Source organism: Bradyrhizobium sp., from assembly GCF_035570375.1.
Lineage (GTDB): Bacteria > Pseudomonadota > Alphaproteobacteria > Rhizobiales > Xanthobacteraceae > Bradyrhizobium.
The window spans coordinates 20,581-44,604 of the sequence record NZ_DATMLW010000090.1 but is presented as its reverse complement, the minus strand read 5'-3'; the positions used below and the strand labels follow the sequence as shown (position 1 = coordinate 44,604).

At 60.4% G+C, this 24,024-nt stretch carries 18 protein-coding genes; 12 read left to right on the top strand and 6 right to left on the bottom strand.

Translation table 11 applies throughout. The features are described 5' to 3' along the window. Positions 1–369: 369 nt before the first annotated feature. Together VNX23_RS10130 and VNX23_RS10125 are read left to right on the top strand one after the other, a co-directional pair. A complete protein-coding gene (locus tag VNX23_RS10130) occupies positions 370–1,191 on the top strand; it encodes a substrate-binding domain-containing protein (protein WP_325629589.1) in 822 nt (273 codons plus the stop codon). Between the two features lie 2 nt (positions 1,192–1,193). Beyond that, positions 1,194–1,769, top strand: coding sequence for a PQQ-dependent catabolism-associated CXXCW motif protein (locus tag VNX23_RS10125; RefSeq protein ID WP_325629576.1), 576 nt, complete (start codon positions 1,194–1,196; stop codon positions 1,767–1,769). Positions 1,770–1,774: 5 nt separating this feature from the next. Here the strand turns inward: VNX23_RS10125 and VNX23_RS10120 are convergent, their stop codons facing one another. Genes VNX23_RS10120 through VNX23_RS10100 form a run of 5 tightly spaced genes read right to left on the bottom strand, consistent with a single transcriptional unit; the run spans position 1,775 to position 6,215 of the window. After that, on the bottom strand, positions 1,775–2,344 hold the full coding sequence (locus VNX23_RS10120) for a hypothetical protein (protein ID WP_325629574.1): 570 nt from the start codon (positions 2,342–2,344) through the stop codon (positions 1,775–1,777). 41 nt (positions 2,345–2,385) lie between these two features. After that, on the bottom strand, positions 2,386–3,234 hold the full coding sequence (locus VNX23_RS10115) for an ABC transporter permease (protein WP_325629572.1): 849 nt from the start codon (positions 3,232–3,234) through the stop codon (positions 2,386–2,388). Further along, positions 3,231–4,064, bottom strand: coding sequence for an ABC transporter ATP-binding protein (locus tag VNX23_RS10110; protein ID WP_414642974.1), 834 nt, complete (start codon positions 4,062–4,064; stop codon positions 3,231–3,233). Before VNX23_RS10110 ends, VNX23_RS10115 begins: the two co-directional genes overlap by 4 nt. After that, on the bottom strand, positions 4,037–5,008 hold the full coding sequence (locus VNX23_RS10105; RefSeq protein ID WP_325629570.1) for a YVTN family beta-propeller repeat protein: 972 nt from the start codon (positions 5,006–5,008) through the stop codon (positions 4,037–4,039). Before VNX23_RS10105 ends, VNX23_RS10110 begins: the two co-directional genes overlap by 28 nt. A gap of 22 nt (positions 5,009–5,030) precedes the next feature. Further along, on the bottom strand, positions 5,031–6,215 hold the full coding sequence (locus VNX23_RS10100) for an ABC transporter substrate-binding protein (RefSeq protein ID WP_325629585.1): 1,185 nt from the start codon (positions 6,213–6,215) through the stop codon (positions 5,031–5,033). 104 nt (positions 6,216–6,319) lie between these two features. Here VNX23_RS10100 and VNX23_RS10095 point away from each other — a divergent pair, with 104 nt between their 5' ends. Beyond that, positions 6,320–6,823: a DUF3280 domain-containing protein gene (locus tag VNX23_RS10095; RefSeq protein ID WP_325629568.1), complete on the top strand. Its 504-nt coding sequence runs from the start codon at positions 6,320–6,322 to the stop codon at positions 6,821–6,823. Between the two features lie 14 nt (positions 6,824–6,837). Here VNX23_RS10095 and fghA read toward each other — a convergent pair whose 3' ends face one another. Beyond that, positions 6,838–7,683, bottom strand: coding sequence for an S-formylglutathione hydrolase (fghA, locus tag VNX23_RS10090; protein WP_325629566.1), 846 nt, complete (start codon positions 7,681–7,683; stop codon positions 6,838–6,840). Between the two features lie 353 nt (positions 7,684–8,036). On the opposite strand from fghA, the gene VNX23_RS10085 reads away from it, so the two are divergent. The 9 genes from VNX23_RS10085 to VNX23_RS10045 all read left to right on the top strand — a co-directional run bounded on the left by VNX23_RS10085 (position 8,037) and on the right by VNX23_RS10045 (position 23,458). Further along, on the top strand, positions 8,037–10,478 hold the full coding sequence (locus VNX23_RS10085; protein ID WP_414642975.1) for a TonB-dependent receptor: 2,442 nt from the start codon (positions 8,037–8,039) through the stop codon (positions 10,476–10,478). A gap of 177 nt (positions 10,479–10,655) precedes the next feature. Then, a complete protein-coding gene (minC, locus tag VNX23_RS10080; protein WP_325629562.1) occupies positions 10,656–11,348 on the top strand; it encodes a septum site-determining protein MinC in 693 nt (230 codons plus the stop codon). An 18-nt stretch (positions 11,349–11,366) separates the two neighbouring features. Beyond that, positions 11,367–12,182, top strand: a complete 816-nt coding sequence (minD, locus tag VNX23_RS10075; protein WP_325629560.1) for a septum site-determining protein MinD — start codon at positions 11,367–11,369, stop codon at positions 12,180–12,182. Next, entirely contained in the window at positions 12,182–12,457 is a 276-nt protein-coding gene (gene minE / locus VNX23_RS10070; RefSeq protein ID WP_325629583.1) for a cell division topological specificity factor MinE, read from the top strand. The genes minD and minE overlap by 1 nt, the downstream gene beginning before the upstream one ends. Before the next feature lie 359 nt (positions 12,458–12,816). Beyond that, a complete protein-coding gene (locus VNX23_RS10065; protein WP_414642973.1) occupies positions 12,817–13,476 on the top strand; it encodes a L,D-transpeptidase in 660 nt (219 codons plus the stop codon). A 345-nt stretch (positions 13,477–13,821) separates the two neighbouring features. Next, positions 13,822–15,981 (top strand): lytic transglycosylase domain-containing protein, encoded by a 2,160-nt coding sequence (locus VNX23_RS10060; RefSeq protein WP_325629558.1) that lies wholly within the window; start codon positions 13,822–13,824, stop codon positions 15,979–15,981. Between the two features lie 509 nt (positions 15,982–16,490). Further along, positions 16,491–16,742, top strand: coding sequence for a hypothetical protein (locus VNX23_RS10055; RefSeq protein WP_325629556.1), 252 nt, complete (start codon positions 16,491–16,493; stop codon positions 16,740–16,742). A 1,342-nt stretch (positions 16,743–18,084) separates the two neighbouring features. Continuing rightward, positions 18,085–21,468, top strand: a complete 3,384-nt coding sequence (locus VNX23_RS10050; RefSeq protein WP_325629554.1) for an adenylate/guanylate cyclase domain-containing protein — start codon at positions 18,085–18,087, stop codon at positions 21,466–21,468. Between the two features lie 340 nt (positions 21,469–21,808). Further along, entirely contained in the window at positions 21,809–23,458 is a 1,650-nt protein-coding gene (locus tag VNX23_RS10045; RefSeq protein ID WP_325629580.1) for a PAS domain-containing sensor histidine kinase, read from the top strand. The last annotated feature ends 566 nt before the right edge of the window (positions 23,459–24,024 follow it).

Genomic DNA, 24,024 nt, shown 5'->3' with positions numbered 1-24,024 from the left:
GCATCGGGCTGGCTGCGGGCCTGACCGATCCGACCGCGGGTCTTGGCGCAGTCGGCGGTTATGCGGCGCTGAGCAACTACACCGCGCTCGGCGGCACGCTGACGGTGTTCGCACTGCCGCAGTAAAAAAGCCAACAACCGTCCCGGCGCGGATCTCGTCCCGCGCCGGGACGTTCTGTCACCGAATGCTTAAAGGACAATCGCCCGCGCGAGACCTGGTTTGCCTGCCGCGACCACCTTGGCGGCGGCGAAGGTGTGTTTGCGGCGTCAATCATTCCACGCCGCCGCGAGGCGAAAGGAGATGAAGATGGAAAATGCCGCCTCTCGCCGGTGGGGCATCATCGTGCTCGCTTGCGTGGCCGCCGCTGCGATGGCCGGTCGGGAAAGCTCGGTCGCGCAGCAGTTGCCCGACAATACCGATCTGTCGATCGAACTGGTCGATCCAAAGGTGTTGAGAGTATGTGCCGACCCCCGCAATCTTCCGTTCTCGGATGAAAAGGGCGAAGGCTTCGAAAACAAGCTGGCTGAGCTATTTGCCGAAAAACTTCAGAAAAAGCTGGACTATACGTTTTTTCCGCAGGCAACCGGCTTCGTTCGCATGACACTCGCGGCCCATCGCTGCGACGTTATCATGGGGTTCCCGCAAGGGGATGAGCTCGTGCAAGGCACCAACCCCTATTATCGCACGGCCTATGCGTTGGTTGCCAAGCCGGGCAGCGGGCTGGAAGACGTGGCTTCACTGGGTGACGAACGCCTGAAGGGTAAACATCTGGGCATCATCGCAGGAACACCGCCGGCTACCAACATGGCTGTGAACGGACTCATGGCCAACGCCAGACCTTATCCGCTGATGATCGATACCCGTTTCGATTCGTCGGCAGGGGCCATGATGAAGGATCTCGCTGCAGGTGCGATCGATGCCGCCATTTTGTGGGGGCCGATGGCGGGCTACTACGCCAAGCAAGCCGCCCCGCCGCTCCATGTCACGCCACTGGTGCAGGAAAAGTCGGGCCCGAAACTGATTTACCGCATCGGCATGGGGGTTCGTTCCGCCGATCAGAACTGGAAACGGCTGCTCAACCGTCTGATTCAGGAGAACCAGCCGGCGATCAACAAGCTCCTGCTCGATTTCGGTGTGCCGCTGCTGGACGAGAACGATCGGCCGATCACCGCGGAGTTGACGACCAGATAGCCATGAGGTGGGCGCGCGCGGGCATCATCGCCGCAATCGTCGTATTGACGGCGACTGCAAACGCACAGGACAGGCCAGCCGAACCGGAAGGGTACCGCGACGACAATTATCGTTCCCCAGTGCCGGCAACGCTTGCCGGTGCGCGCGTTCTGACAACCGAACAGGCTGAAGAGATCTGGCGTTCCAAATCCGGCGTCTTCATCGACGTGCTTCCGCGCCCGCCAAAACCTGCCAATTTGCCTGCCGGCACGGTTTGGCGCGACAGGCCGAGGCTGAACATTCCCGGCAGCGTGTGGCTTCCGGACACCGGTTACGGAGCGTTGGCCCCGTCGACGGAGGACTATTTGCGCAATGGTCTTGTCCGCGCCTCGGCCGGCGATCCCACCAGGCTGCTGGTCATCTACTGCCAGGCCGACTGCTGGATGTCGTGGAATGCAGCAAAGCGGGCCCGATCCTATGGCTACTCCAACGTTGCCTGGTACCCAGAGGGCACCGATGGTTGGCAAAACGCCGACCTGCCACTGGTCGTTTCAGAGCCGGAGCCGAGGCCCGTCGAGGAGGGGGTGCCGACGCGTTGAGGAGGCTATTCCATTTCCTGCTGGATGATGCGGGCCAACGCGAACAGCCGCTGATCGATCGCGGTCGGCACCTCGCACACGAATTTGATCACGCGCCGCCGGTCCTCAAAGATCCGGGTTTCCCAGATCAGCTGATTGCTGAGTTCGTCTATCCTGGTCTGATCCTTGGTTTGCTGGTCCTGCAGCGATTGCAGCCCGACGGTATCTGAGCGAACCTTTTCGGCGGCCTCGCGCTGCTTGCGCGTTGTGCGTTCAAGGCCGTTCATCACTGCGGTCCGCTCGGCATTGAGCGTTTCAAACAAGCCCGCAAACACAAGCTTTCCCCGCTCGGCCTTTTCGGAAGGCGCCTCCTTGAGAAATTCGGCAATCTCTTTCTCCGCCTGATCAAGCGGAGTGCGCCGGACCGCAAGGCGAGCGACCAGCTGACTGATCTTCGGGCTATCTCTCCACTTGCTCGTGGCATCGTCGAGAGCAGGACCGCTCCATACTGCTGCGAGCGAAATCTCAGGTACCTTCGCCTGGGCGCACGGCCAGTCCGGATAGCGCGGATCGGCCGCGAGGCATCGGTCAGCCATGCCTGTCACCGCAACAATTACACAGAACGCCCTCAACGATCTCATGACTCGCCTCCAGCAGGTCCGCGACGGCTGAATCCACGGGCCGGATCGTAGGCGAACATCGCGCCGATCATGAAGGCGGCTGTGCAGCCGCCGACCACCGCCAACGAAACCAGGTTCAGCTTTCCATACAAGGCGAACCGGATCAGTTCGACCGCATGGGTGAAAGGATTGAATTGACAGACGTAGTAAAGCATCGGGCTTCCCTCCTGTACTCGCCACAGCGGGTAGAGGGCCGAGGATGCGAAGAACATCGGAAAGATCACGAAGTTCATGACGCCCGCGAAATTCTCCAGTTGCTTGATGCCGGACGAGATCAGCATGCCGAGCGAGCCGAGCATCAGTCCGGAGAGCGCCAGCGCGGGCAAGACCGTCAGATAGCCGATCGGCGGCGGCTCGATATCCCAGATCCACGCGATCAGCAGGAAGGCATAGACCTGAAGAATCGAAACCGCGGCACCGGCGAGAAGCTTGCAGAACAGGAGATACCAGCGCGGCAGCGGGCTGATCAACAGGGTGCGCATGTTGCCCATCTCGCGATCGTAGACCATCGAAAGCGACGATTGCATGCCATTGAAGAGTTGAATCATCGCCATCAGCCCGGGCGTGATGTAGACCTCGTAGAGAACATAGGTTTCGTAAGGCGGGATGATGGAAATTCCGAGCACCTGACGGAAACCGGCGGCGAAGATGAACAGCCACACCAGCGGGCGTACCAGCGCGGAAATGAAACGTTCGCGCTGGTGAACGAAGCGCAGGCCCTCCCGCCAGACAATCCCGCCCATGCAGGTCAGATATTCCGCGAAGGAGAAGCCCGCAGGCCTGTCGCTGGCGATCACTGCGCTCATGACGCTACCTTCCCGGGGCCCGGAGCGGTTTCGGTCAATTGTGCGAAGGCAGAATTTAGATCCCGTGCCCCGGTCTTGCCGACGACGGAGGTGACCTTGCCCTCTGCCAGTACCCGACCCTGATGCAGAACGACAAGACTATCGTTCGCTTCAATCTCGTCGAGAAGATGCGTGGCCCACAGCACGCCGGTACCTTGCTCGGCGACAAGGCTCCTGACATGCGCAAGGATCTCGGCTCGGGCCTTGACGTCGAGCCCGACAGTCGCCTCGTCGAGCAGCAAAAGGCGCGGCCGGTGCAAAAGTGCGCGAGCAATCTCAAGGCGCCGCATTTGCCCGCCCGAGAGGTCGCGAACCTTGCTGTTGTGACGCTCGGAGAGTCCGATGCGCGACAGCAATTCCTCCGAGCGCAGTCGCGCCTCGCGCCGGGAGATGCCGTGAAGCGCTGCATGATAGAGCAGGTTTTGCGTGACCGAGAGATCGAGATCGAGCGTCCGCGGCTGAAACACCACGCCCATGCACCGAAGCGCTGCGCCCGACTCCTGCTCTACATCGTGACCGAAAATCCTGATGCGTCCAGCCTGCAACGCGAACAGGCGGGTGATGATCGAAAACAGCGTACTCTTGCCCGCCCCGTTGAGGCCGAGCAGCGCCGCAAATTTTCCAGCCGTTACCGTGAAGCCAACATCGTCAAGCGCCTTGCGAGAACCGTAGCTGTGGCTCACGCCCTCGACCACCAGCGCCACGGAATCCGGCGCGTCCTCAAGAACGGTTGCCTGGTCAGCGATGGAAATGCCGCCTATCATCATTGCTTCGCGATCGTGATGCCCCATGGCAATTCGCCAACCTGAATGGTCTTGATCACCTTGAGCGCGGCGACGTCGATGACGGAGACGTCGTTGGAGATGCCATTGGTGACGAGAAGATATTTCTGGTCCGGCGTGAACGCCATGTGCCAGACCCGCTGTCCGACCAGGAGATATTTGATCACCTTGTGGCCGGCGACGTCGACCACCGCAACGCGATTGGCAGGGCCGAGCGCGACGAATGCGGTTTTGTCGTCGGCAGCGATACTGATGCCAACGGGCTGGATCGCTTCCTGCCGCAGGCCTGGAATTTCGAACGTGATCTTGGTCGTGACCACGTGCTTGACCGGATCGATCACCGAGACGGTACCGCCGATTTCGGAGGAGACCCACAATTCCGAGCCGTCGCTCTTGAACTCGGCAAAACGCGGACGCGAATCAACCAGCACATTGGCGACAATCTGGCGCATCTCGGTGTCGATGAAATGGGCCATATTGGTGGTTTCGGAAGTGTTGATCAGGATTTTTCCATCCGGACTGATCGCCATGCCCTCAGGTTCGACACCGACCTGAAGGTCTCCCATCCGTGCGCGCCGCTCGAGATCGATAAGCGTGACCGTATTGTCGTTCTCATTGGCGACGTAGAGAATTTTGCCGGCCTTGTCCTGGACAAAGAGTTCGGGGTCCGGACCCGAGGGCAGGGTGTCCGCGACTTCCTGGGTGGCCGTGTCGATCATCTGAATGGTATCGTCGTCGCCGACGGCGACGAGAACGAACTTGCCGTCCCTGGTGAATTCGATCCCGCGCGGCCGCTGCCCGACCTTGATGGTCTTGATGACCGCCCATTTATCGGTATCGATCACCGAAACCGTATTGCCTTTCTCGTTCGACACGTAGGCGACGAAGCCATAGCAGGGCAGAGCGCCGGCAAGCCACAAGACGGTTCCAAAGAGCAGGCAAGAACGCCACATCGATGAGAGCTCCATTGCACGTTCAGTGCAGCTTGCACCTGGTTTCGGGTTGATCCACTCCAAGCGTATCGAGTTCCGAGACCTGGTGCAGAAATCCTTCCTGTGGTGACACCGAAACCACCATGCGGCCATCGGCCAAAAGGATTGGCTGTCGAAGCTGCAGGTTCCAGGGCCGCAGCGTCAACCGCTGGCCCTTGAAGGCGGCTACGGAAAAGTCGGGCCCCCTGAGGAAATCGAACACCGTCTTGCGATCTGCGGAATTCACGCGCGATACCGCCTCCCCGATCATGCGTACCGCCGTCCATGCCTGCATGTCGAGGGCGGTCATGTGCCGCGAGTTCAGCTTGAGAAAACGATTTTGCATCTGCACCGCCCCCCATTGGTCCTGCGCTGCGTCCCAGCTTTTCGGAACGAGGCCGGCAGATCCCGCGACCGGACGAGGGTCCCAGGTCCGGTAAGGCAGATAGGGGGCGAATACCTCGCTCTCGTCGGCGGCGACGAGAACATCATAGGCTGGCGCCTGCTGGGTGAATACCGGCATCTGACGCTGAATCAGCGTCACGCCGCTGTCGGTGCGCCGCGCGCCGCCGGTGTCCTCGAAGACCCGCTCCTGCACGATCTTGGCGCCAAAGCGCGCGGCCGATCGGCGCAGCGCATCGGCAAAAAGCCTGTCTTCATCATGTGATCCGATCACCATCAACCAGCGCCTCCACTGCTTCCAGACCAGATACTGGGCGAGCGCGTCTGCGAGCATCGAGCGCGTCGGCGCGACATGAATCACATTGGCCCGGCAATCCTGCTCGCGCAGGCGATCGTCTGTCGCGCCAACATTGAACAACACCACTCCGCGATCGCGGATTGCGTCGGCGGCCTTGATCAAGGCCTCCGCGGGCAGATCGGCGACGATAAAGGTTATGTTCTGGTCGGCCAGTTGCGTCGCCGCTTTTGCCGGATCATCGGTCTCCTTGAGCCGCATCTCATGAAGCGTGAAATGTTGATTGAGGAATTTGCCCGTCGTGTTGTTGTCGTCGATCGCAAGCCGCGCACCGGCGACGCCGTAATCCGCCGCCGGCTGCTCGACCAGCGAAAGCGTCGGCTTGACGGTGGCCCGCCGCAGATAGCCGACGCCGATTTCGACGGGATCGGCGGCAAGCGCCGTGACAGACGTGTTCAGGACGAAAAGGAGACCTGCCAATAGCCGGATCAAATATCCCGCGGGAACTTGCCCTCGACCGAGGAAGGGTGTGGTTCGGGTTTCAAACATTACCGAACTACCTTACACTCTGCGAAGTGAATGCACGAACCATGGTCATGCGAAGTCTCGGTCTTGCCATCGCGCTATTTATCTCCTCGCCGGTCGCAGCCGAACCGCTCAGGGCGGCCATATTCGATTTCGAACTGCTCGATACCAGTCTTCAAGGCGAAATAAAGGGACCGCAAGCCGACGAGCAGCGACGTCTCAAAGATGTGACCGACCAGTTGCGCAAAGGACTGGCCGAGGCCGGCAAGTTCGTGATCGTGGATATTTCACCGGTCAATGCTGCGGCGCACGCCAGCAATCTGCAATCCTGTGGCGGCTGCGACGTCGACTATGCGCGGCAGCTTGGCGCCGATCTCGCGATCACCGGCGTGGTTCAAAAGGTCTCCGCCCTCATCCTCAACATGAACATCTACTTGCGGGATACCCAGACCGGACAATTGATCGCCGGCATGAGCGCGGATTTTCGCAGCAACACCGACGAGTCCTGGTCGCGCACGATGAGCTATTTGCTGCGCAACCGGCTGCTTGCACCAAATTACGGCTCGCCCCATTGAGGGACTGCCGGAATCTAGGCCTTGAGCCGTTCGGCATGCCAGCGCAGGTGATCGGCCATGAAGGTCGAAATGAAGTAGTAGCTGTGGTCGTAACCTTGGTGCATCCGCAGCGTGAGCGGGATGGTCGCCTTGGCGCAGGCGCGTTCCAATAATTCCGGCCGAAGCTGTTCTCTGAGGAATGGATCGGCATCGCCGATATCGACGAGGAGTTCGGAAAACCTCGCACCATCCTCGATCAGCGCAACCGCATCATGCTTGCGCCATAGATTCCTGTCGTCTCCGAGGTAGCCGCCGAGCGCCTTTGTGCCCCAGGGAACTTGCGAGGGCGATGCGATCGGCGAGAACGCGGTGGCGGCGCGGTAGCGGTTGGGATGGGAGAGGGCGATCGTGAGTGCGCCGTGCCCGCCCATCGAATGCCCGAAAATGGACTGCCGCTCACGATCGACCGGAAAATTCGCGACGATCACCTCGGGAAGTTCTTTGGTGACGTAGCTCCACATGCGGTAATTCCGCGAAAAGGGAGCTTGCGTGGCGTCCACGTAAAAGCCGGCGCCGAGCCCGAAATCGTAGGCGCCCGAGGGATCTCCGGGCACACCTTCGCCGCGAGGGCTGGTATCTGGTGCTACAAGAATTAACCCCAGTTCGGTGCAGGCCTTTCGGTATTCGCCCTTTTCTGTGACATTGGCGTGGGTGCAGGTCAGACCGGACAAATACCAGACCACCGGAAGCCTGGAGCCATCCTGATGCGGAGGAACGTAGACCGAAAAGGTCATCGCCGTTCCGGTCTCACGGCTTGCGTGTTTGTAAACACCCTGCATGCCGCCGTGTGACTTGTTGAGCGAGACGGTTTCAAGCGACATGTTTTTCAGCTCCGAAGGCGCGGGGTGGGCAACTAATCGTGTCAAATTGCTGGATCGTGTCCATCCTTGACGCTACCACAAAGCGCGTGTCGCATCTTGCTGCAGATTATTGCTGGAGTGACTTGGCTGTGCTGCGACGCAGAGGAGCTCTGAATCATTCTAAATCGCAAACCAGAGGCTGTTTGTCTCCGTCAGCCCGCGCAGACGTGGCGGAGAAACGGCTTGATTTCGCTCTCAGTCAAAGCCGTCGGCTAGACGAAGGGGGAGGTTGCCGTACTATCATGGAGCCTGACCGGCGCGGGGCGGAAAGCGCGATGGGATAGGGGCCGATGCGCGCTCGTTGGTTGGCAGTTATGCTGGTGTCGGTAGGGGTATCTGCCGGGAATGAGTGCGCGCGTGCCCAGACCGGGCCCGGCGAAGCGCAACCTTTGCCTCCGATCGTCGTTTCGCCAGCGGCACCCAAGCCGAGGCCCGCCGCTGCCCGTACCGCGCCTCGTACTCCGAGAGCTGCCCGGCCGGTGCCCGCTCCGCGGGTAGCGGCCGCGCCGCCGGCGAGCCCCTCGCCAAGCCCGTCGCTTTATCCAACCACTCCGATTCCGGGATCAGGGATCGACCCCGACAAGGTGCCGGCCGCCGTCAACGCCGTCGATGCCAATCAGATCGAGCGGGAGCACTCGTCGAATATCGCGAATGCCCTGGAGAAATTTGTCCCGGGCATCGTCGTCAACGAAGTCGCGGGCAATCCCTTCCAACCCAATGTGCAATTCCGCGGCTTTGTCGCTTCCCCTGTATCGGGCACGCCGCAGGGGCTCGCGGTCTACCAGAACGGCGTGCGCATCAACGAAGCGTTTGGCGACACCGTCAACTGGGACCTGATCCCGACCGCCGCGATCCAGTCCGTGGCGGTGATCGCCAACAATCCTGCGTTCGGCCTCAACGCGCTGGGCGGAGCCATCAACATCACGATGAAGAATGGCTTCAACTACCATGGGGCCGAGATCGACACTATGGCCGGCTCCTACGGCCGCATCCAGAGTTCGGCACAGTGGGGCAGGCAGATCGACAATTATGCGGTCTATGGCGCGCTCGAAGGCGTGCACGATGACGGCTTTCGAAACTTTTCGCCATCCGAGATACGCCGCTTTTACGGCGACGTCGGCTACAAGAACGACGGCAACGAATTTCATCTCAACATGGGCGTCGCCGAAAACAAATTCGGCGCCACCGCGACGGCGCCGGTCGAACTCTTGGACCAATTTTGGGGCGCGACCTACACCACGCCGCAAACCACACAAAACCGCGTCGGCTATCTCAACCTGATAGGGAAGGTCGAAGCGACGCCGTCCTGGACCATCGAGGGCTCCGCGCATGTGCGGCGTTTTGAACAGAACATAGTGGATGGCAATCCAACCGGCACTCAGCCGTGTACCAACCCGGCTCTGCTTTGTTTTGGCGACGATACGACGCCCGCATTCGGCTTGAACGGCGTTCAGCTCGCCAATCCCTTCGCTCCCGATGCTGTTTTGGGCGAGCTTGATCGAAATACCACCCGCTCCACCACGGCGGGTGCCACGCTGCAGGCGACGAACTCCGATCAGCTGTTCGGGCACAACAACAAGTTCGTCGTCGGCGCCAGTTTCGATTCCAGCGTGACGAGGTTCACGGCAAGCGCGGAGCTCGGAACGATCGGTCCAAATTTTGTCGTCAGCGGAAGCGGCATATTTCTCGGGCAATCCGGCAATCCGGTGTCGATTGGCCCGGTCGACCTTCGCGCCACCAATCAATACACCGGGCTCTACGCGCTCGATACATTTGACGTCACGAATGCGCTGACGATCACAGGCGGCGGCCGCTTCAACCTCGCCAACATCGTGCTCGAGGATCAGATCGGCACCTCGCTAAACGGGGTTGACAACTTCAACCACTTCAACCCGCTCATCGGCGGCACCTACAAGATCACACCGGGATTGACGGCCTACACCGGGTATTCTCAGGCCAATCGCGCGCCAACCCCGCTCGAACTCAGTTGTGCGGACCCCGCGCGTCCCTGCATCATTGCGGCGTTCCTGGTATCGGATCCGCCCTTGAAGCAGGTCATTTCCCAGACGTTCGAAGCCGGCTTTCGCGGCAGCAGGGACTTGAGTGTCGGAACGCTTGGATGGAAGTTCGGCGTTTTCCGCACCGACAACACCGATGACATCCTGGCCATTCCAAGTCCGGTGCTGCAGGGATTTGGCTTTTTTCAGAACGTCGGCTCGACACGACGCCAGGGCATCGAAACCGAGGTCACCCTGAAGTCGAACGCGCTGCAGTTCTTTGCAAGCTATGCGCTGGTGGACGCACGGTTCCTCAATGCGCTGGAGCTCGCATCCAACAGTCCCTTTGCCGACGCCAACGGCAACGTCCAGGTGCTGCCCGGCAATCGCATTCCCGCAATTCCGCGCAATCGCGTCAAGGCGAGCATCGACTATTCCATCACTGACGCGCTCAAGGTCGGCGGAGACACGCTTTTGGTCAGCAGCCAATATTTTGTCGGTGACGAATCCAATCAGGCGCCGAGGGTGCCGGGTTACGCGGTTTTCAACCTGCACACGTCGTATCAGATCAACAAGACATTCCAGATTTACGGACGCGTGGACAACGTTCTGGACAACCGTTACGCGACCTATGGAACTTTTTTTGACACCACCGCCATTCCCAACCTCGCCAACGGCGGCGCCCCCTTTACCGATCCGCGTTCGCTCAGCCCGGCGCGACCGCGGGTGTTTTACGCGGGCCTGAAGGCCACTTTCTGAATCTTCAGCCGCTCCCGCGGCATCGTCGCGACGTGCCTCAATCTCTATCCCAATTTCGTCGCAATTTTGCCTGCCGAATCAACTCTTTCTGCAGAAGTCGAAAGCGCCGGAACGCGCTTCGGCTTTCGTAGGACACGAACCGTCTGCCATTCGAAAGGACAAGCCGAGACCATCGTCATGGAGGCAATTGCGCGGCCCAAACGTCAACCGGTTCGCATGCGAGGGCGGTCCTACGTCGCGTTTGTGTTCAGCCCGGTGGTTCCGATCATTGGGTGGCTTGAAGAGATAGACGCAACGCTGGAGCAATCGCCTGGTTTTTTTGTCGGCAAGCCGGTGGTGCTTGACCTATCCGCCGTCGAACTCAGTCAATCCGCGATCGCACAACTCGTTGCAAGCCTGCAACAACGAGACATTCGCATCCTCGGTATCGAGGGAGTGGAGGCCGATCGCCTCTCTGCGGCCATGCCGCCCTTGCTCGTCGGCGGACGCCATTGCGTGCTTCCGAGGAATGAGCCGAAGAAGGTGGAAGCCAGGTCGAAGCCAAACTCGCTGCTGCTCGACAACCAGGTACGTTCGGGTCAATCAATCGTCTTTCCCGATGGCGACGTGACCATCGTAGGCTCGGTCAGTTCCGGCGCCGAAATCGTCGCCGGCGGTTCGATCCATATCTACGGAACGCTTCGCGGCCGCGCGATGGCCGGCATCAACGGCAATTCGGGCGCGCGCATCTACTGTCAGAAAATCGAAGCAGAGCTGCTCGCCATCGACGGTTATTACCGAACGGCTGAGGAGATCGACGCCAGTCTGTGCGATCGGCCGTCTCAAGTGTGGCTCGCTGGCAAAGTCGTGCAAATTACACCGCTGAATTGATCTTAAGGGGAAACAAGAATGGCCAAGGTCCTGGTCGTGACGTCCGGCAAAGGCGGCGTCGGCAAGACAACTTCGACTGCCGCGCTCGGCGCGACGCTCGCGCAGATGGGGCAGAAAGTGGTGGTGATCGACTTCGATGTTGGCTTGCGTAACCTCGACCTCATTCTTGGGGCGGAACGGCGGGTGGTGTTCGACTTCATCAATGTGGTGCAGGGTATCGCCAATCTCTCGCAAGCTCTCATTCGCGACAAGCGCCTCGACAATTTGTGGCTGCTGCCGGCCTCCCAGACGAGGGACAAGGATGCGTTGACGGAGGAAGGCGTCAGTAACGTCATCGCGGAGCTTCGGACTCGATTTGACTGGATCGTTTGCGACAGCCCCGCCGGCATCGAACGAGGCGCGATGCTGGCGATGCGCTACGCGGATGAAGCGGTGATCATTACCAATCCGGAAGTCTCCTCGGTGCGCGATTCCGACCGCATTATCGGAATGCTCGATTCGAGGACCGTCAAGGCCGAGCAGGGCGGGCGGGTGGAAAAGCATCTCTTGATCACCCGGTTTGACACCGCGCGCGCAGCGCGGGGAGAAATGCTCAGCATCGACGACGTTCTTGAAATCCTCGGCATCCCGTTGCTTGGAATCATCCCTGAGAGCCAGGACGTTCTGCGAGCCTCGAACGTCGGCTCACCCGTTACCCTGAACGATGCATCGAGCGCGCCGGCGCGCGCATATATCGATGCTGCGCGCCGCCTGACGGGCGAAACCGTTCCGATGACGGTGCCCGCGCCGAGAAAGGGATTGATGGATCGATTGCTTGGACGGAGGGCCGCGTGATGCATCTGCCGTGGCTCTTCGGTGGCCGCACCGCCTCAGCGCCTGTTGCCCGGGAACGCCTGCAGATTCTGCTGGCGCACGAACGCGGCTCGCGTGGCCAGCCTGACTTGCTGGAACTGCTTCGGGCAGAAATCCTCTCGGTCGTCTCCCGGCATGTCGCCCTGGATCCGGAAAAAGTCATGGTTCGGATGGACAGGGGCGATTTGGTGTCGATGCTCGAGGTGGACATCGAAGTGCCTAACGTCGCCGAAAAGTGGATCGCCGCCACGACATGATCGACCACGGCCAGCGTACACTCCAGGCGAACCCTACCGCGGCGCCAGCCATGAACGAAACACCGCTCGATGCCCGATAGCCTGGTGCGATGATCCGAGCCGTGGACGAACGGTATTATTGCATCGACGGTTCGATCGGACGCAGAGCGGCTGAAGCTGCGGTAGCGGTCGTCGCGCAATTTCGGCGGCCCGATGAAGGTGGAGACGCCCCATCGAGTCGAACGCCGTGCGTCATACTGTGATATTTCGGACAGCGGTTAACCGGAATTTACTAAAGAGGCCGTCGTCTGTCCGATTTGCCTTGATTTCTGCACTATTCGAAGGACAAATATTGCGAAGTCACGCTTTGGAGGGGGACGGTGCAGCGGTCCGTACTGGCGTGGTTGCTCGTGGGGCTATTCGGGTGGGTTCTCGTCGGTTGTTCGCAAACGACGCTCTCACCGATGTCGGATGCGAGTTTCACTCAAAGAGACCGGCAACTGCTGGCTCATCCGCCTTACGCGCAGGCGAACATCCCCGAACAGTACCGTCGGCACATCGTCGACTATCCGTACAAGGAGCGGCCGGGCTCGATCCTGGTCGATTCCGACTCACGTTATCTCTATTACGTCCTGCCGCAGGGCAAGGCGATCCGCTACGGTGTAGCGGTAGGGGAGGAGGCAATGGCCTTCTCCGGCGTCGCTACCGTCGGCCGCATGGCCGAATGGCCTGACTGGATCCCGACGCCTGAAATTCAGGCGCGGCTCGGCCCGTATCCCTCACGCGTGCGAGGAGGTCCGGAGAATCCGCTCGGCGCGCGGGCGCTGTATCTTTATGAGGGCAGCAAGGACACTTTGTACCGAATACACGGCACCAATCAGCCGGAATATATCGGCCAGGCTATCTCGTCTGGTTGCATACGCATGACCAATGAGGACGTGATCGATCTTTTCAACCGGGTGAAGCCGGGCACGACCGTCGTCGTGCTCGCGTCTGGTCACGGTGAGCGGCTTGGGGGCCTGACGGGTCGGCGTGGTTGACTTAGTGGTCCGATTCCACCATTCGCATCCCGTCTCGGCAAGCAGTTTTGCGAATGTTGGAATCAAAGGACCACTAGCAAATGCGAGTTTCTAGTGGAGTTTTGGATTTGACATTCGCATTGCGGGTCTGCGGCTAGGTGGGTAGCGAATGTCAAATCCACTACACTAGTGCGGCGGATCTGACGTTCCTGTCAGTCTCGCCGCGAGTGCGTTCTAGGAACGTCAAATCCAAAGAGTTGCTGGTGTCCCTTTGGTTCAGACGTTCGGAAAAAGCGCGTGCGGCAAAGTCATACGAACGTCGGAACCGGACACTAGCGGTCGTTGAAGCTTCGAGGGGAACGGGAAATGAAACGACACTGGCGTTCGCTGTCCTGTTTTCTGACCTTGGCTGCTGCGCTCGCCATATGTTCGACAGACGCTGCCGCAAGATCCAGCCACAAGCCGCAGCATGCCAAGAAGTCGCATGAAGCGAGCGGAGCGCGTCACCACCGCAGCGCGGCGCTCAAGAAAGGCAAGCACACAAAGCATTCGACGGAGGCGCAGCGCAAGGCGGCGCCGCCCAGGGACGCATCGCCTCCGATAGACACGCCGCCGCTCACCGGCGATCTTGCTTTGGTCAGGGACGCCATCGACCTGACGCGCAAGGGCAAGATATCCGAGGCGACCGCCGTTCAGAAGACGATCGCCGACCCGGCGGCGGGCAAGCTCGTCGAATGGTTCATCCTGCGCCATCCGGAAGGTAACGCGAACTTCAGCCGATATGCGGCATTCATCGCCAACAATCCGGGCTGGCCGAGCATGGGACTCATACGCAAGCGCGCAGAGGCCGCGCTGTGGCAGGAGCGCAGCGACGCCGCAACCGTTCGCAGCTTCACCGGCAATCAGCCCATCTGCGCCAAGGGCCGCTTTGCACTTGCGCGCGTCCTTCTCGCCGAAGGTGACCGCGACGGCGCCGCAAGACTGGTCCGACAAGCTTGGCGCACGGAGGAATTGTCCGAGCGCTCCGAGGCCGATGCATACGAGCAATTTCGCGACCTGCTCACGCGCGAAGACTATCGCGCGCGCATGGACAGACGCATCGGCGCCAAGGATTTGTCGGGCGCCAGGCGTGCCGCGCAGTACCTCGGCAGTGACGAACTGTCGATCGTGAAGGCCTGCGCGGCCGGCAATTCGGACAAGGCTCTCGATCGGCTCGACGACGTCGCGACCGAGGCCCGCAACGATCTCGGATATGCGCTCTGCCGAATCCGCTGGATGGCGCATCATGACCGGATCGATGAGGCAACCCACCTGATGCTGTCGTCCGCACCGGAAAACATGGCGCTTCAGGATACGGATGAATGGTGGCGCGAACGGCGCAGCCTCGCCCGCAAGCTGCTCGATCAGGGAAAATTCGAGACCGCCTACCACGTGGTAAGCACTGCCGCGGTGCCGGCCAGCGAACACTATCGGGCCGATTTCCATTTCATGTGCGGATGGATCGCGTTGCGCTACCGCAATGATCCCGCAACCGCGCGGGCGCATTTCGCGCATATAGACGATGACTCCGCCAACCCGATCGTGCTGGCGCGGGCGAACTACTGGCGGGCCCGCGTCGCTGAAGCGACCGGGGAGAAAGAGGCGATGCGCGCCGGCTATGAGGCTGCCGCCCGTTATCCCACTGCCTATTACGGACAGATCGCGCGCGCGAAACTCGGTCTCGACCAGGTCGAGCTGCGAGCGCCCGGTCCGGTTACCGAGTCAGTGCTCGCGGACGAGCGCGTGCGTGCAGCCGATATGCTTTATACGCTCGGCGAGCGCGAAATTGTCCTGCGTTTTGTTGCCGACCTCGCCGAAGAGAACGCCGACGTACCGGTGCTGGTTGCGCTGGGCGAGCTGACGGGCCGCCGCAACGACGCGCGCGCCATGTTGCAGATCGGCAAGCCGGCGCTCGCCCGAGGGCTTGCGCTCGACCACTATGCATTCCCGACGATCGGAATCCCGCAGCACAGCCCGATCGGTCCCGAAATCGAGCGCAGCATCATCTATTCGGTCGCACGCACCGAAAGCGCCTTCGATCAGGCAGACAGGTCGTCGGCCAATGCGGTCGGCCTGATGCAGGTCACGCCGGAAGCCGGACGCGACACCGCCAAGCGGTTCGGGGTTGCTTATGACTGGGACCGGATGGTTTCAGATCCCGTCTACAATACGCAGATGGGCGCGGCTGAGCTCAGCGCGCTGCTGAAGGAATACGCCGGCTCCCACATCATGACATTCGCCGGCTACAACGCCGGCCGGGGCCGCGTCCGCGACTGGGTGAAAGCGCATGGCGATCCGCGCGATCCCAAGGTGGACGCGATTGACTGGGTGGAACGCATCCCGTTCTCCGAAACGCGCAACTACGTCCAGCGCGTGCTCGAAAATCTCCACGTCTACCGCGTCCGGTTCGGAAGCGGGGCCATGGCGGTGTCGAAGTCCGATCCGCGGCCGGCGAAGTCGCAGGAGGCCAACTCCACGTCGCCGTGAGGGTTAGTGTAGCATCCTGCCTCGGGTGGCGCTCATGCTGCGTGCGGGGCAGGTGGCCCGAAGGCTCACCAAGTCAAGGTCATGCCGACCTCAGCTCGGGAAACGAGCGCAGTCACCCGCTCATGGCTCTTTAGGCGCCACTTCCTGAATCCGCTCCCGCGACCGAGGCGCATCCGCGAATCAGCCTCTGACGGCCGTACCTGCCCAAGCATCGGAATCAAAAGCGGCCCCGGCCTGCGTCGCACCGGGACCGCCCAGTTATCCCCCCTACGCGGAAGGGCCCAAGCGATCTCAGATTCGTCGGGCAATATTGTCACCTTTGCAGGGAATTGTGATGGCAAAGGAAGAAGTCTAAAGGTGATCAAGTCGCATTTCGCCAAACGTGATGATCCGCAAACCTCGCATGCCCGACAATTCCGACGAGCGGGCCGGCTTGGGTGTCGCGCGGCGGTACCACGAGGCCGCGAATCGCGTAAGGTACTACCGCTGTACCTTGGAAAGTGGGGCTTATGGCCGACACTCTGGATCAAGATGTACAAGCGTTGAAGGAATGGCTCGCGGTTGCATGGCGGCTACTCGCCGACCCATCAAGCACCCGTTTCGAGCGGCAAGAACTTCGAAACTACATGAAAGAGGCGGACGCGGCGCTGCGAGCGGGGCTGCAAAAAATCGCGGCGAGAGAAATGGCTCGCAAGGATCGGTATGGCAATTATTCCTTTGCCGAGTTGCCAAACTTCCGCGTTTTGAACATTGAGAAATGAGCGGTGAATTCGCTCGACTGTTGCGGACGCGGCATCTCCACGCCATTTCTGGGCCCCAGGTTCAACCGGCGCAAGTCTGGCATTGACGCGTTGTTTATGCACGTCTATCTGACGGCGCAGGGCTGAGACCCTGTCATTTTTCCTTTTCTGTTCTTCCGGCCCTTCGCGTCACATCGATGCCCGTCCGAATGGCGGGGTCGTCTTGATCAGAATTATTGCAGACCCGCCAAAAGCCTCGAATGAAACGCGACGAGGTGCGGACCAGGCAGCAATCACCTCAGAGGTGCCCCAAATAGCACTTGGCCTCGCTGATTGAAGCTGCATTCTCCCGGTATAAAGGCAGGGTCGCGCAAGCAAGCATTATCGAGGCTGCTGTCCCAGGCACCGCGTTGTCGCCATTTGCTCCAGGCGATGTAGTCGCAATATTTGCTGTGCGGATTTCCCGCGTCCCTGGTTGCGCAAAAGAGGCTCTGGCCGGGGTGGCTAGAGATGACGTGCCTGGCCATCACGGGTCCTGCCAACACGGAAAAAAAGACAGCGCCAGCCCCAATCAGTCTGAAACTCGACATGCGTTCTCTCCGTCAGGTCCAGGTTAAGGCGTAACACCACGTATGCGCGAAACTTCCGCTCATGGCTCGTAAAAGATATTTTATTCGGGAGTGGTCATATGACAGCCCGAGAAACTAATCGGAAAGGAAATCCGCCAGGGATCGAGGCTTCGCGCGAGTCTCAGACCAAACTTGAATGCAGGCCCGACAAATTTGAACGTGGCGGAAGGGGTGGTGATCCGTACCGTTATTTTTTTGCACCCGATTGGGATAGCAATCATGTGCAGCAAGCCGAAGCGAACGCGGTTTGGAAAGCTCTAGCAGCCGATCCGGTGCCGAACAAGCCTTGGTCAGGCTTAGGATGAGACGGCTTGTAGAGGCCTTTTCCAAAATAAGCATGCTTTTCTCGAGATTTTTCCCTCCCCCGGTGGGTGGCCCCATGCGGCATTGGCAGAGCTTTCATTTCCGGCTCATCATCGATCCGCCGCCCGCCGCGATCACAAGAAGCTCGGCCATCCCTGCGCGACGACACCGACGCGGGAAGCGAGATAGCCGCTGGGGTGATGCGCAACATCCTGCCAGACCGGCGCGCCTGATCGCGCTGTCGGCCCATCGCGACATATTGCTGTGCCGCGCGATCTCGGTCGCTTCGGAGGGAAGCGGACATCAACTGGCAGGCAAAAATCGGCCGGTTCGGTCGCGAATGACCCGATTCGGACTCGCGCGGCCCGCTAACTACGCTGGACTCATCCACTAGGCTGGACAATCATGAGCGGTAGGCCGTTGAGGGTGCCATGATGGACCTCAGAGGTTGGCTGCGGAGCCTTGGCCTCGAAAGATATGAGGCTGCCTTCCGCGAGAACGAGATCGACGAAACGGTTCTTCCGAGCCTGACGGCGGAAGACCTGAAGGACTTGGGCGTCGATATCGTAGGACACCGCCGCAAACTGCTGGATTCCATCGCTGCTTTGCGCACTGACGCCACGGCGAAAAACGCCTCGGGCGACGCAGTGTCCTCGCCTCCGGGCGCGGCACCCGAAGACCGCGCCGAGCGCCGCCAAGTCACGGTGATGTTCTCCGACCTTGTCGGCTCGACGGCCCTTTCCGCGCGCATGGATCCTGAAGACCTCCGCGAAGTCATTTCAGCCTATCAGAAGTGCGTCGCTGAGACCGTGGGGCGCTTCGGCGGGTTCGTCGCGAAATACATGGGAGACGGCGTCCTTGTGTATTTCGGCTATCCGCAGGCGCATGAGGACGACGCTGAGCAGGCTGTACGCGCGGGGCTGGATTTGGTCGCCGCGGTGACCGGCCTGAAGACAAACACCGCGCTGCAAACGCGTGTCGGCATTGCGACCGGCCTGGTCGTCGTCGGCGACCTGATCGGATCGGGGGACGCGCAGGAACGCGGCATCGTCGGCGAGACGCCGAACCTCGCGGCGCGCCTGCAGGGGATCGCCCAACCGAATACGATCGTCATTGCCGACAGCACACGAAGACTTCTCGGGAACTTGTTCGAGCTGCAAAACCTCGGACCCACGCACCTCAAGGGCATCGCGGGGCCGGTGCAGGCCTGGGCGGCGCTGCGGGCGAGTTCCGTGGAGAGCCGTTTCGAGGCGCTGCACACCACCGGTCTGATCGCCCTGGTGGGAAGGGAAGAGGAATCCGAACTGCTGCTTCGGCGCTGGTCCAGGGCAAAGGCGGGTGAAGGACAGGTCGTGCTTCTCTCAGGCGAGGCCGGTATCGGGAAATCGCGGCTCACGGCAGCGCTTCTGGAGAGCCTCGCCACCGGACCGCACACGCGTTTGCGTTACTTCTGCTCCCCTCAGCACACCGATAGCCCGCTTTATCCGATCATTGGCCAGATGGAACGTGCTGCAGGACTGGCGCACGACGACAAACTGCAAGCGAGGCCCGACAAGCTCGATGCCCTGCTCGCGCAGACCTCGACCTCGACCCAGGATGCCGCGCTGTTTGCGGAGATGCTGTCGCTCCCGAATGATGGACGCTACCCCGCGCTCGAGTTGACCCCGCAGCAGCGCAGGCAAAAAACCCTGGAAGCGCTCATTTCACAAATGGAGGCCCTGACACGCTCAAATCCGGTGCTGATGATTTTCGAGGATGCGCATTGGACCGACCCCACGAGCCTGGAAGTGCTGGGTCGGGTTGTGGACGAGATCGCGATGCTTCCCGTGCTGCTGATCGTGACGTTCCGGCCGGAATTCGACCCACCATGGATAGGACAGCCTCACGTGACTGCCCTCACGATCAATCGGCTGACACAGCGCGACGTGGGTGCCATGATCGACCGCGTTGTCGGCAAAAAACTCCTGCCGGCGAGCATCAGGCGGGACATTGTCGAGCGCACCGACGGCATTCCCCTGTTCGTGGAGGAGATGACGAAGGCGGTGCTGGAAGCGGAAAGCGAGGGCGCGGCCCGGCGCATGGTTGCGGCGGTTCCGTCCGCAGCCCTGGCGGTCCCTGCAAGTTTGCATGCGTCGTTGATGGCGCGGCTCGACCGGATTGGCCCAGCAAAGGAGGTAGCGCAGATCGGGGCGGCAATCGGGCGCGAGTTCTCCCATGCCCTGCTGGCTTCGGTGGTGCGCAAGCCCGAAGCGGAGTTGGGATCGGCGATCGGCCGCCTCATCCAGGCCGGCTTGCTGTTCCGGCAAGGCGTGCCGCCGCATGCGACCTACCTGTTCAAGCATGCGCTGGTGCAGGATGCGGCCTATGGCACGCTGCTGCGCGAGCCGAGACGCGCGCTTCACGCCCGTATCGCCGAGACCCTCGAAAGCCAATTTGCAGAGATTGCGGAGAGCCGGCCCGAGGTCCTGGCACATCATTGCACCGAGGCCGGGTTGATCGAGAAGGCCGCGGGCCTGTGGGGCAAAGCGGGGCAGCGGTCGCTCGCCCGCTCGGCTCTGACCGAGGCGGTTGCGCAACTGACAAAGGCGTTGGACCAGCTTTGGAGCTTGCCAGAAACAACGGCGCTCCGACGCGAGAAACTGCAATTGCAAGTTTCGTTGGCGAACAGCCTGATGCTCGTCAAGGGGTATTCCTCCCCGGATGTGATTGGTGCTTTCGAGAAAGCTCGATCAATGATCGAGAAGGCGGAATCCCTGGGCGAAGGTCCCGAGGATCCTCTGCTGCACTTCTCGATCCTTTACGGCCTTTGGGTGTCCAGTTACATCGCAATAGACGTAGACCAGCTTTTTTGGCGGGCGGAACAGTTTCTCGCTTTCGCCGCAAAGGCCAACACATCTGCACCGATGCAAATCGGCCACCGCTTGATGGCTGTCACGCAGATCGTGGTCGGCCATTTTGAGATCGCACAAATGCACGCCGATCAAGCCGTTGCACTCTACGTGCCCCAGGAGCATCGCGCGTTGGCCGTGCGATTCGGCCAGGATGTCGGGGCGACGGCGTTGGCGTATCGGGCGTGGGCACTGGGGTTGCGCGGCTATCCGCAGAGTGCTCTGACCCTCGCTGACCAACTGATCGAGCACGCGCGAGACCTCGGCCACGCTGCCACATTGATGCACGCACTCTACCATGTTGTTTCCGTCGAAACATGGACAAGAAAGCTGGCTGCCGCCGAGTCGCACGCCGCCGAGCTAATTGCGCTTGCGGAAGAAAAGGGTGCAGAGTTTTGGCGAGCGCTGGGAACGCTTGCCAAGGGTTCAATTCTGTCGGCATCCGGCCGGGCGACGGATGCGATCGAACTCATCAACGTAGGTCTCGACGCGTATCGATCTACCGGATCAAGTGTATTCATTCCGAATTCTTTGAATGCCCTTGCCCACGCCTATGCGAATACAGGGCAACTGGAAAAGGCCTGCGTCATCATCTCCCAAGCGCGGGACACTGTGGAAAGAACCAGGGAAACCTTGATGGAAGCTGAGATCCACCGAACCGCTGGGGAAATTGCGCTTAAATTGCCGAAGCCGGAGGTAGCGAAAGCGCAGGCGTATTTCGAGCGTTCGCTTGAGATTGCGCGAGGTCAGCAGGCAAAGCTCTGGGAACTGCGCACCGCGACGAGCATGGCGCGGTTGTGGTGCGATCAGGGCAAACAGCAACGCGCCAGCGACCTTCTCGCCCCGATCTACGGCTGGTTCACGGAGGGCTTCGACACACTCGATTTGAAGGAGGGGAAGGCCTTGCTCGACCATTTGGCGCAATGAGCGCGCTCGTGGTCGACTCGATAGGCTCAGCGGCGTTCTATCTGGAAACACCAAGCTCTATTGAGCGTAGACCCGACGGAATCCTCACCAGAACCCGGAAGGTCGGCTCGTGGCCCTTCGCGTCATTTCGCGTGGGCGCAACAGTTAGACGCTTTTGGAGAAAAGCGGACATCAATTGGCGGGCAGGACCGGCTGGCTCAGTCGCGAATGACCCGAAGGCGACATCCGAAGTACAAAATTGCTGTTGTGCAACTTGATCCCCGAACCCTATTTTACGGACGGTAAATCCCTGCTTTAATCTTGGCATCGTAAACCAACGGCCTTGTAGGTCTGAGCTTTGGTGGAGGCATTGCGCGCGCGCTCCAGAGCAAGCAGCAAACGGGCGCGACGCCAGAAGGCGAAAACGCGGAAGCGCCACGTTGCGCCAACCACACGCCGTTCCTCCGCTGACCAAGCTGATGAAGTCGATATTGATGATCGACCAAAGGCGGAGGGGGCCGTTCGGGAAAGCGAATACAAGCTTCGTCAAATCATCGATACGGTACCAGGTATCGTCTGGGCAACGGGACCCGATGGCGAAAACACCTATGCCAATCAGCGCCTTTTGGACTATATCGGCGTGCCACATCGGGATTTTAGGAAACGTGGCTGGCAGCAATTCGTGCACCCGGACGACTTGCCAGAAACGCTAAAGGCCTTCCATCACGCAATTGAGACCGGAACGTCCTACGAGGCTGTACACCGCGTGCGTCGCTCGGACGGCGAGTTTCGTTGGCATCGCGACCATGGTGAGCCGCTGCGCGACCGAGAGGGGCGAATAATCCAGTGGTACGGTCTATCTATTGACGTCGATGAAGCCAAGAAGGCCGAAGACCGGCTACGCCGCAGCGAAGCCTATCTGGAAGAAGCACAAAGACTGAGTCACAGCGGTGTGGCTGCCTATAACGAGACGGATATTCTCTACGGGTCGGAAGAGACTTTCCGCATCTGGGGGTTTGATCCGGCGCAGGGTGTTCCAAGCCGCGAGGCCGTGAACCAGCGCATCCACCCCGACGACCGCGACCGGTTGCTCGCAGAAGTTCAACGGGCGGTCAGCGAGAAAAGAAACTACTTCTTTGCATACAGAATCGTACTCCCCGATGGAGAAATCAAACACATCGAAACAATCGGGCGACCTGCGTTTTCCGCAAGCGGGGAACTTGTCGAGATTGTCACGACACAGATCGATGTTACCGAACGCAAACGCGCGCAGGAGGAGCATAAGAGGCTCCTCCAGTTGGAGGCGGATTTCGCCCACATGAACCGCGTGAGCATGTTGGGGGAGCTGGCTGCCTCGCTCTCTCACGAGATCATGCAGCCGATCGCCAGTGCGCGCAACAACGCCCGTGCCGCTCAGAAATTTCTGGAGATGGAGCCTCCGGACCTGGGCGAGGTCAGGGAAGCAGTCGCTTCCTTCGTTAGCGATACCGATCGAACCGGAGAAATTATCGCCCGCATCCGCGAGCAGATCAAGAAGGCGCCGCCGCGCAAGGAGCGTTTCGACCTTAATGCGGCAATCGAAGAGGTGATCATATTGGTGCGAAGCGCCACCAACCGGAACGGCGTCTTGGTTGAGATGCGGCTTGCTGACGGACTGTCTCTCGTTGCGGGGGATCGCGTTCAATTGCAACAAGTATTGCTGAACCTGGTCCTGAACGCGGTCGAAGCAATGGGGTCCGTCGAGGCGGGGGCACGAAAGCTGTTGATCAGCACCGAGCAAGACCGGACAGGTGCGCTCGTGGCCGTGCGAGATTCCGGGCCAGGCATCGATCCCACGCATCTCAAGCGCGTCTTCAAGGCGTTCTACACCACCAAGTCCGGCGGAACGGGCATGGGACTGTCGATCTGCCGGTCCATTATTGATGCGCATGGAGGCCGGTTATGGGCAGAGGCCAATGAACCTCAAGGCGCGGTATTTCAGTTCACCTTGCCCAACGCCGAAAACTCATGAGTTCTCGTCCAGCAGTTCGCCAGAATGCAGGGCGCACGAAGTCACCGTATTAGATGCTCATCATCAACTGGCTTGCAATAAACAACTGCATTCGCAGGCCGCGTTGAATGGCCTTTCACGGTCCAGGCTCCCGATTGGTCGGCAACCCGGAAATTCGTTCAAATCCTGTACGATTTGGGGACTGAGTTGGGGACCGACGTAGGACGCGATTCGCCGTTGCGCTCCACACGCAGGCGGTAGCCGTCATATTTGATTTCGTGAATTCAGTTGGGCGCGGCAGGAACCTTGGTTCCAGTTGCAGGTAGGCAAAACTCAAATGCTCTAGACATGTGCCTCGATAGGCGGTGGCTCAGAAATTGCGAGTTTTGTGATAAGCGTCAACGACGAGCTTCCAACGCTACGGTTAGATCGAGTTGCCTACTCAGCCGATGCCTCGAAAGGGCTGGCGCAATTTCAAGGGGCGGCACGGGGCCGCTCCCGTTTTTGGATCGAACAGTTCAGTAATGATTATCCGCAGTCATGACCGTTGGTTAGAGGACCTCTGCCAAACGTCACAAAGGTTGGCT

Coding starts and splice junctions, on each gene's coding strand:
- VNX23_RS10130 (WP_325629589.1), top strand. CDS start 370: ATGGCCGGTCGGGAAAGCTCGGTCGCGCAGCAGTTGCCCGACAATACC.
- VNX23_RS10125 (WP_325629576.1), top strand. CDS start 1,194: ATGAGGTGGGCGCGCGCGGGCATCATCGCCGCAATCGTCGTATTGACG.
- VNX23_RS10120 (WP_325629574.1), bottom strand. CDS start 2,344: ATGGCTGACCGATGCCTCGCGGCCGATCCGCGCTATCCGGACTGGCCG.
- VNX23_RS10115 (WP_325629572.1), bottom strand. CDS start 3,234: ATGAGCGCAGTGATCGCCAGCGACAGGCCTGCGGGCTTCTCCTTCGCG.
- VNX23_RS10110 (WP_414642974.1), bottom strand. CDS start 4,064: ATGGGGCATCACGATCGCGAAGCAATGATGATAGGCGGCATTTCCATC.
- VNX23_RS10105 (WP_325629570.1), bottom strand. CDS start 5,008: ATGTGGCGTTCTTGCCTGCTCTTTGGAACCGTCTTGTGGCTTGCCGGC.
- VNX23_RS10095 (WP_325629568.1), top strand. CDS start 6,320: ATGCGAAGTCTCGGTCTTGCCATCGCGCTATTTATCTCCTCGCCGGTC.
- fghA (WP_325629566.1), bottom strand. CDS start 7,683: ATGTCGCTTGAAACCGTCTCGCTCAACAAGTCACACGGCGGCATGCAG.
- VNX23_RS10085 (WP_414642975.1), top strand. CDS start 8,037: ATGCTGGTGTCGGTAGGGGTATCTGCCGGGAATGAGTGCGCGCGTGCC.
- minC (WP_325629562.1), top strand. CDS start 10,656: ATGGAGGCAATTGCGCGGCCCAAACGTCAACCGGTTCGCATGCGAGGG.
- minD (WP_325629560.1), top strand. CDS start 11,367: ATGGCCAAGGTCCTGGTCGTGACGTCCGGCAAAGGCGGCGTCGGCAAG.
- minE (WP_325629583.1), top strand. CDS start 12,182: ATGCATCTGCCGTGGCTCTTCGGTGGCCGCACCGCCTCAGCGCCTGTT.
- VNX23_RS10060 (WP_325629558.1), top strand. CDS start 13,822: ATGAAACGACACTGGCGTTCGCTGTCCTGTTTTCTGACCTTGGCTGCT.
- VNX23_RS10055 (WP_325629556.1), top strand. CDS start 16,491: ATGGCCGACACTCTGGATCAAGATGTACAAGCGTTGAAGGAATGGCTC.
- VNX23_RS10050 (WP_325629554.1), top strand. CDS start 18,085: ATGATGGACCTCAGAGGTTGGCTGCGGAGCCTTGGCCTCGAAAGATAT.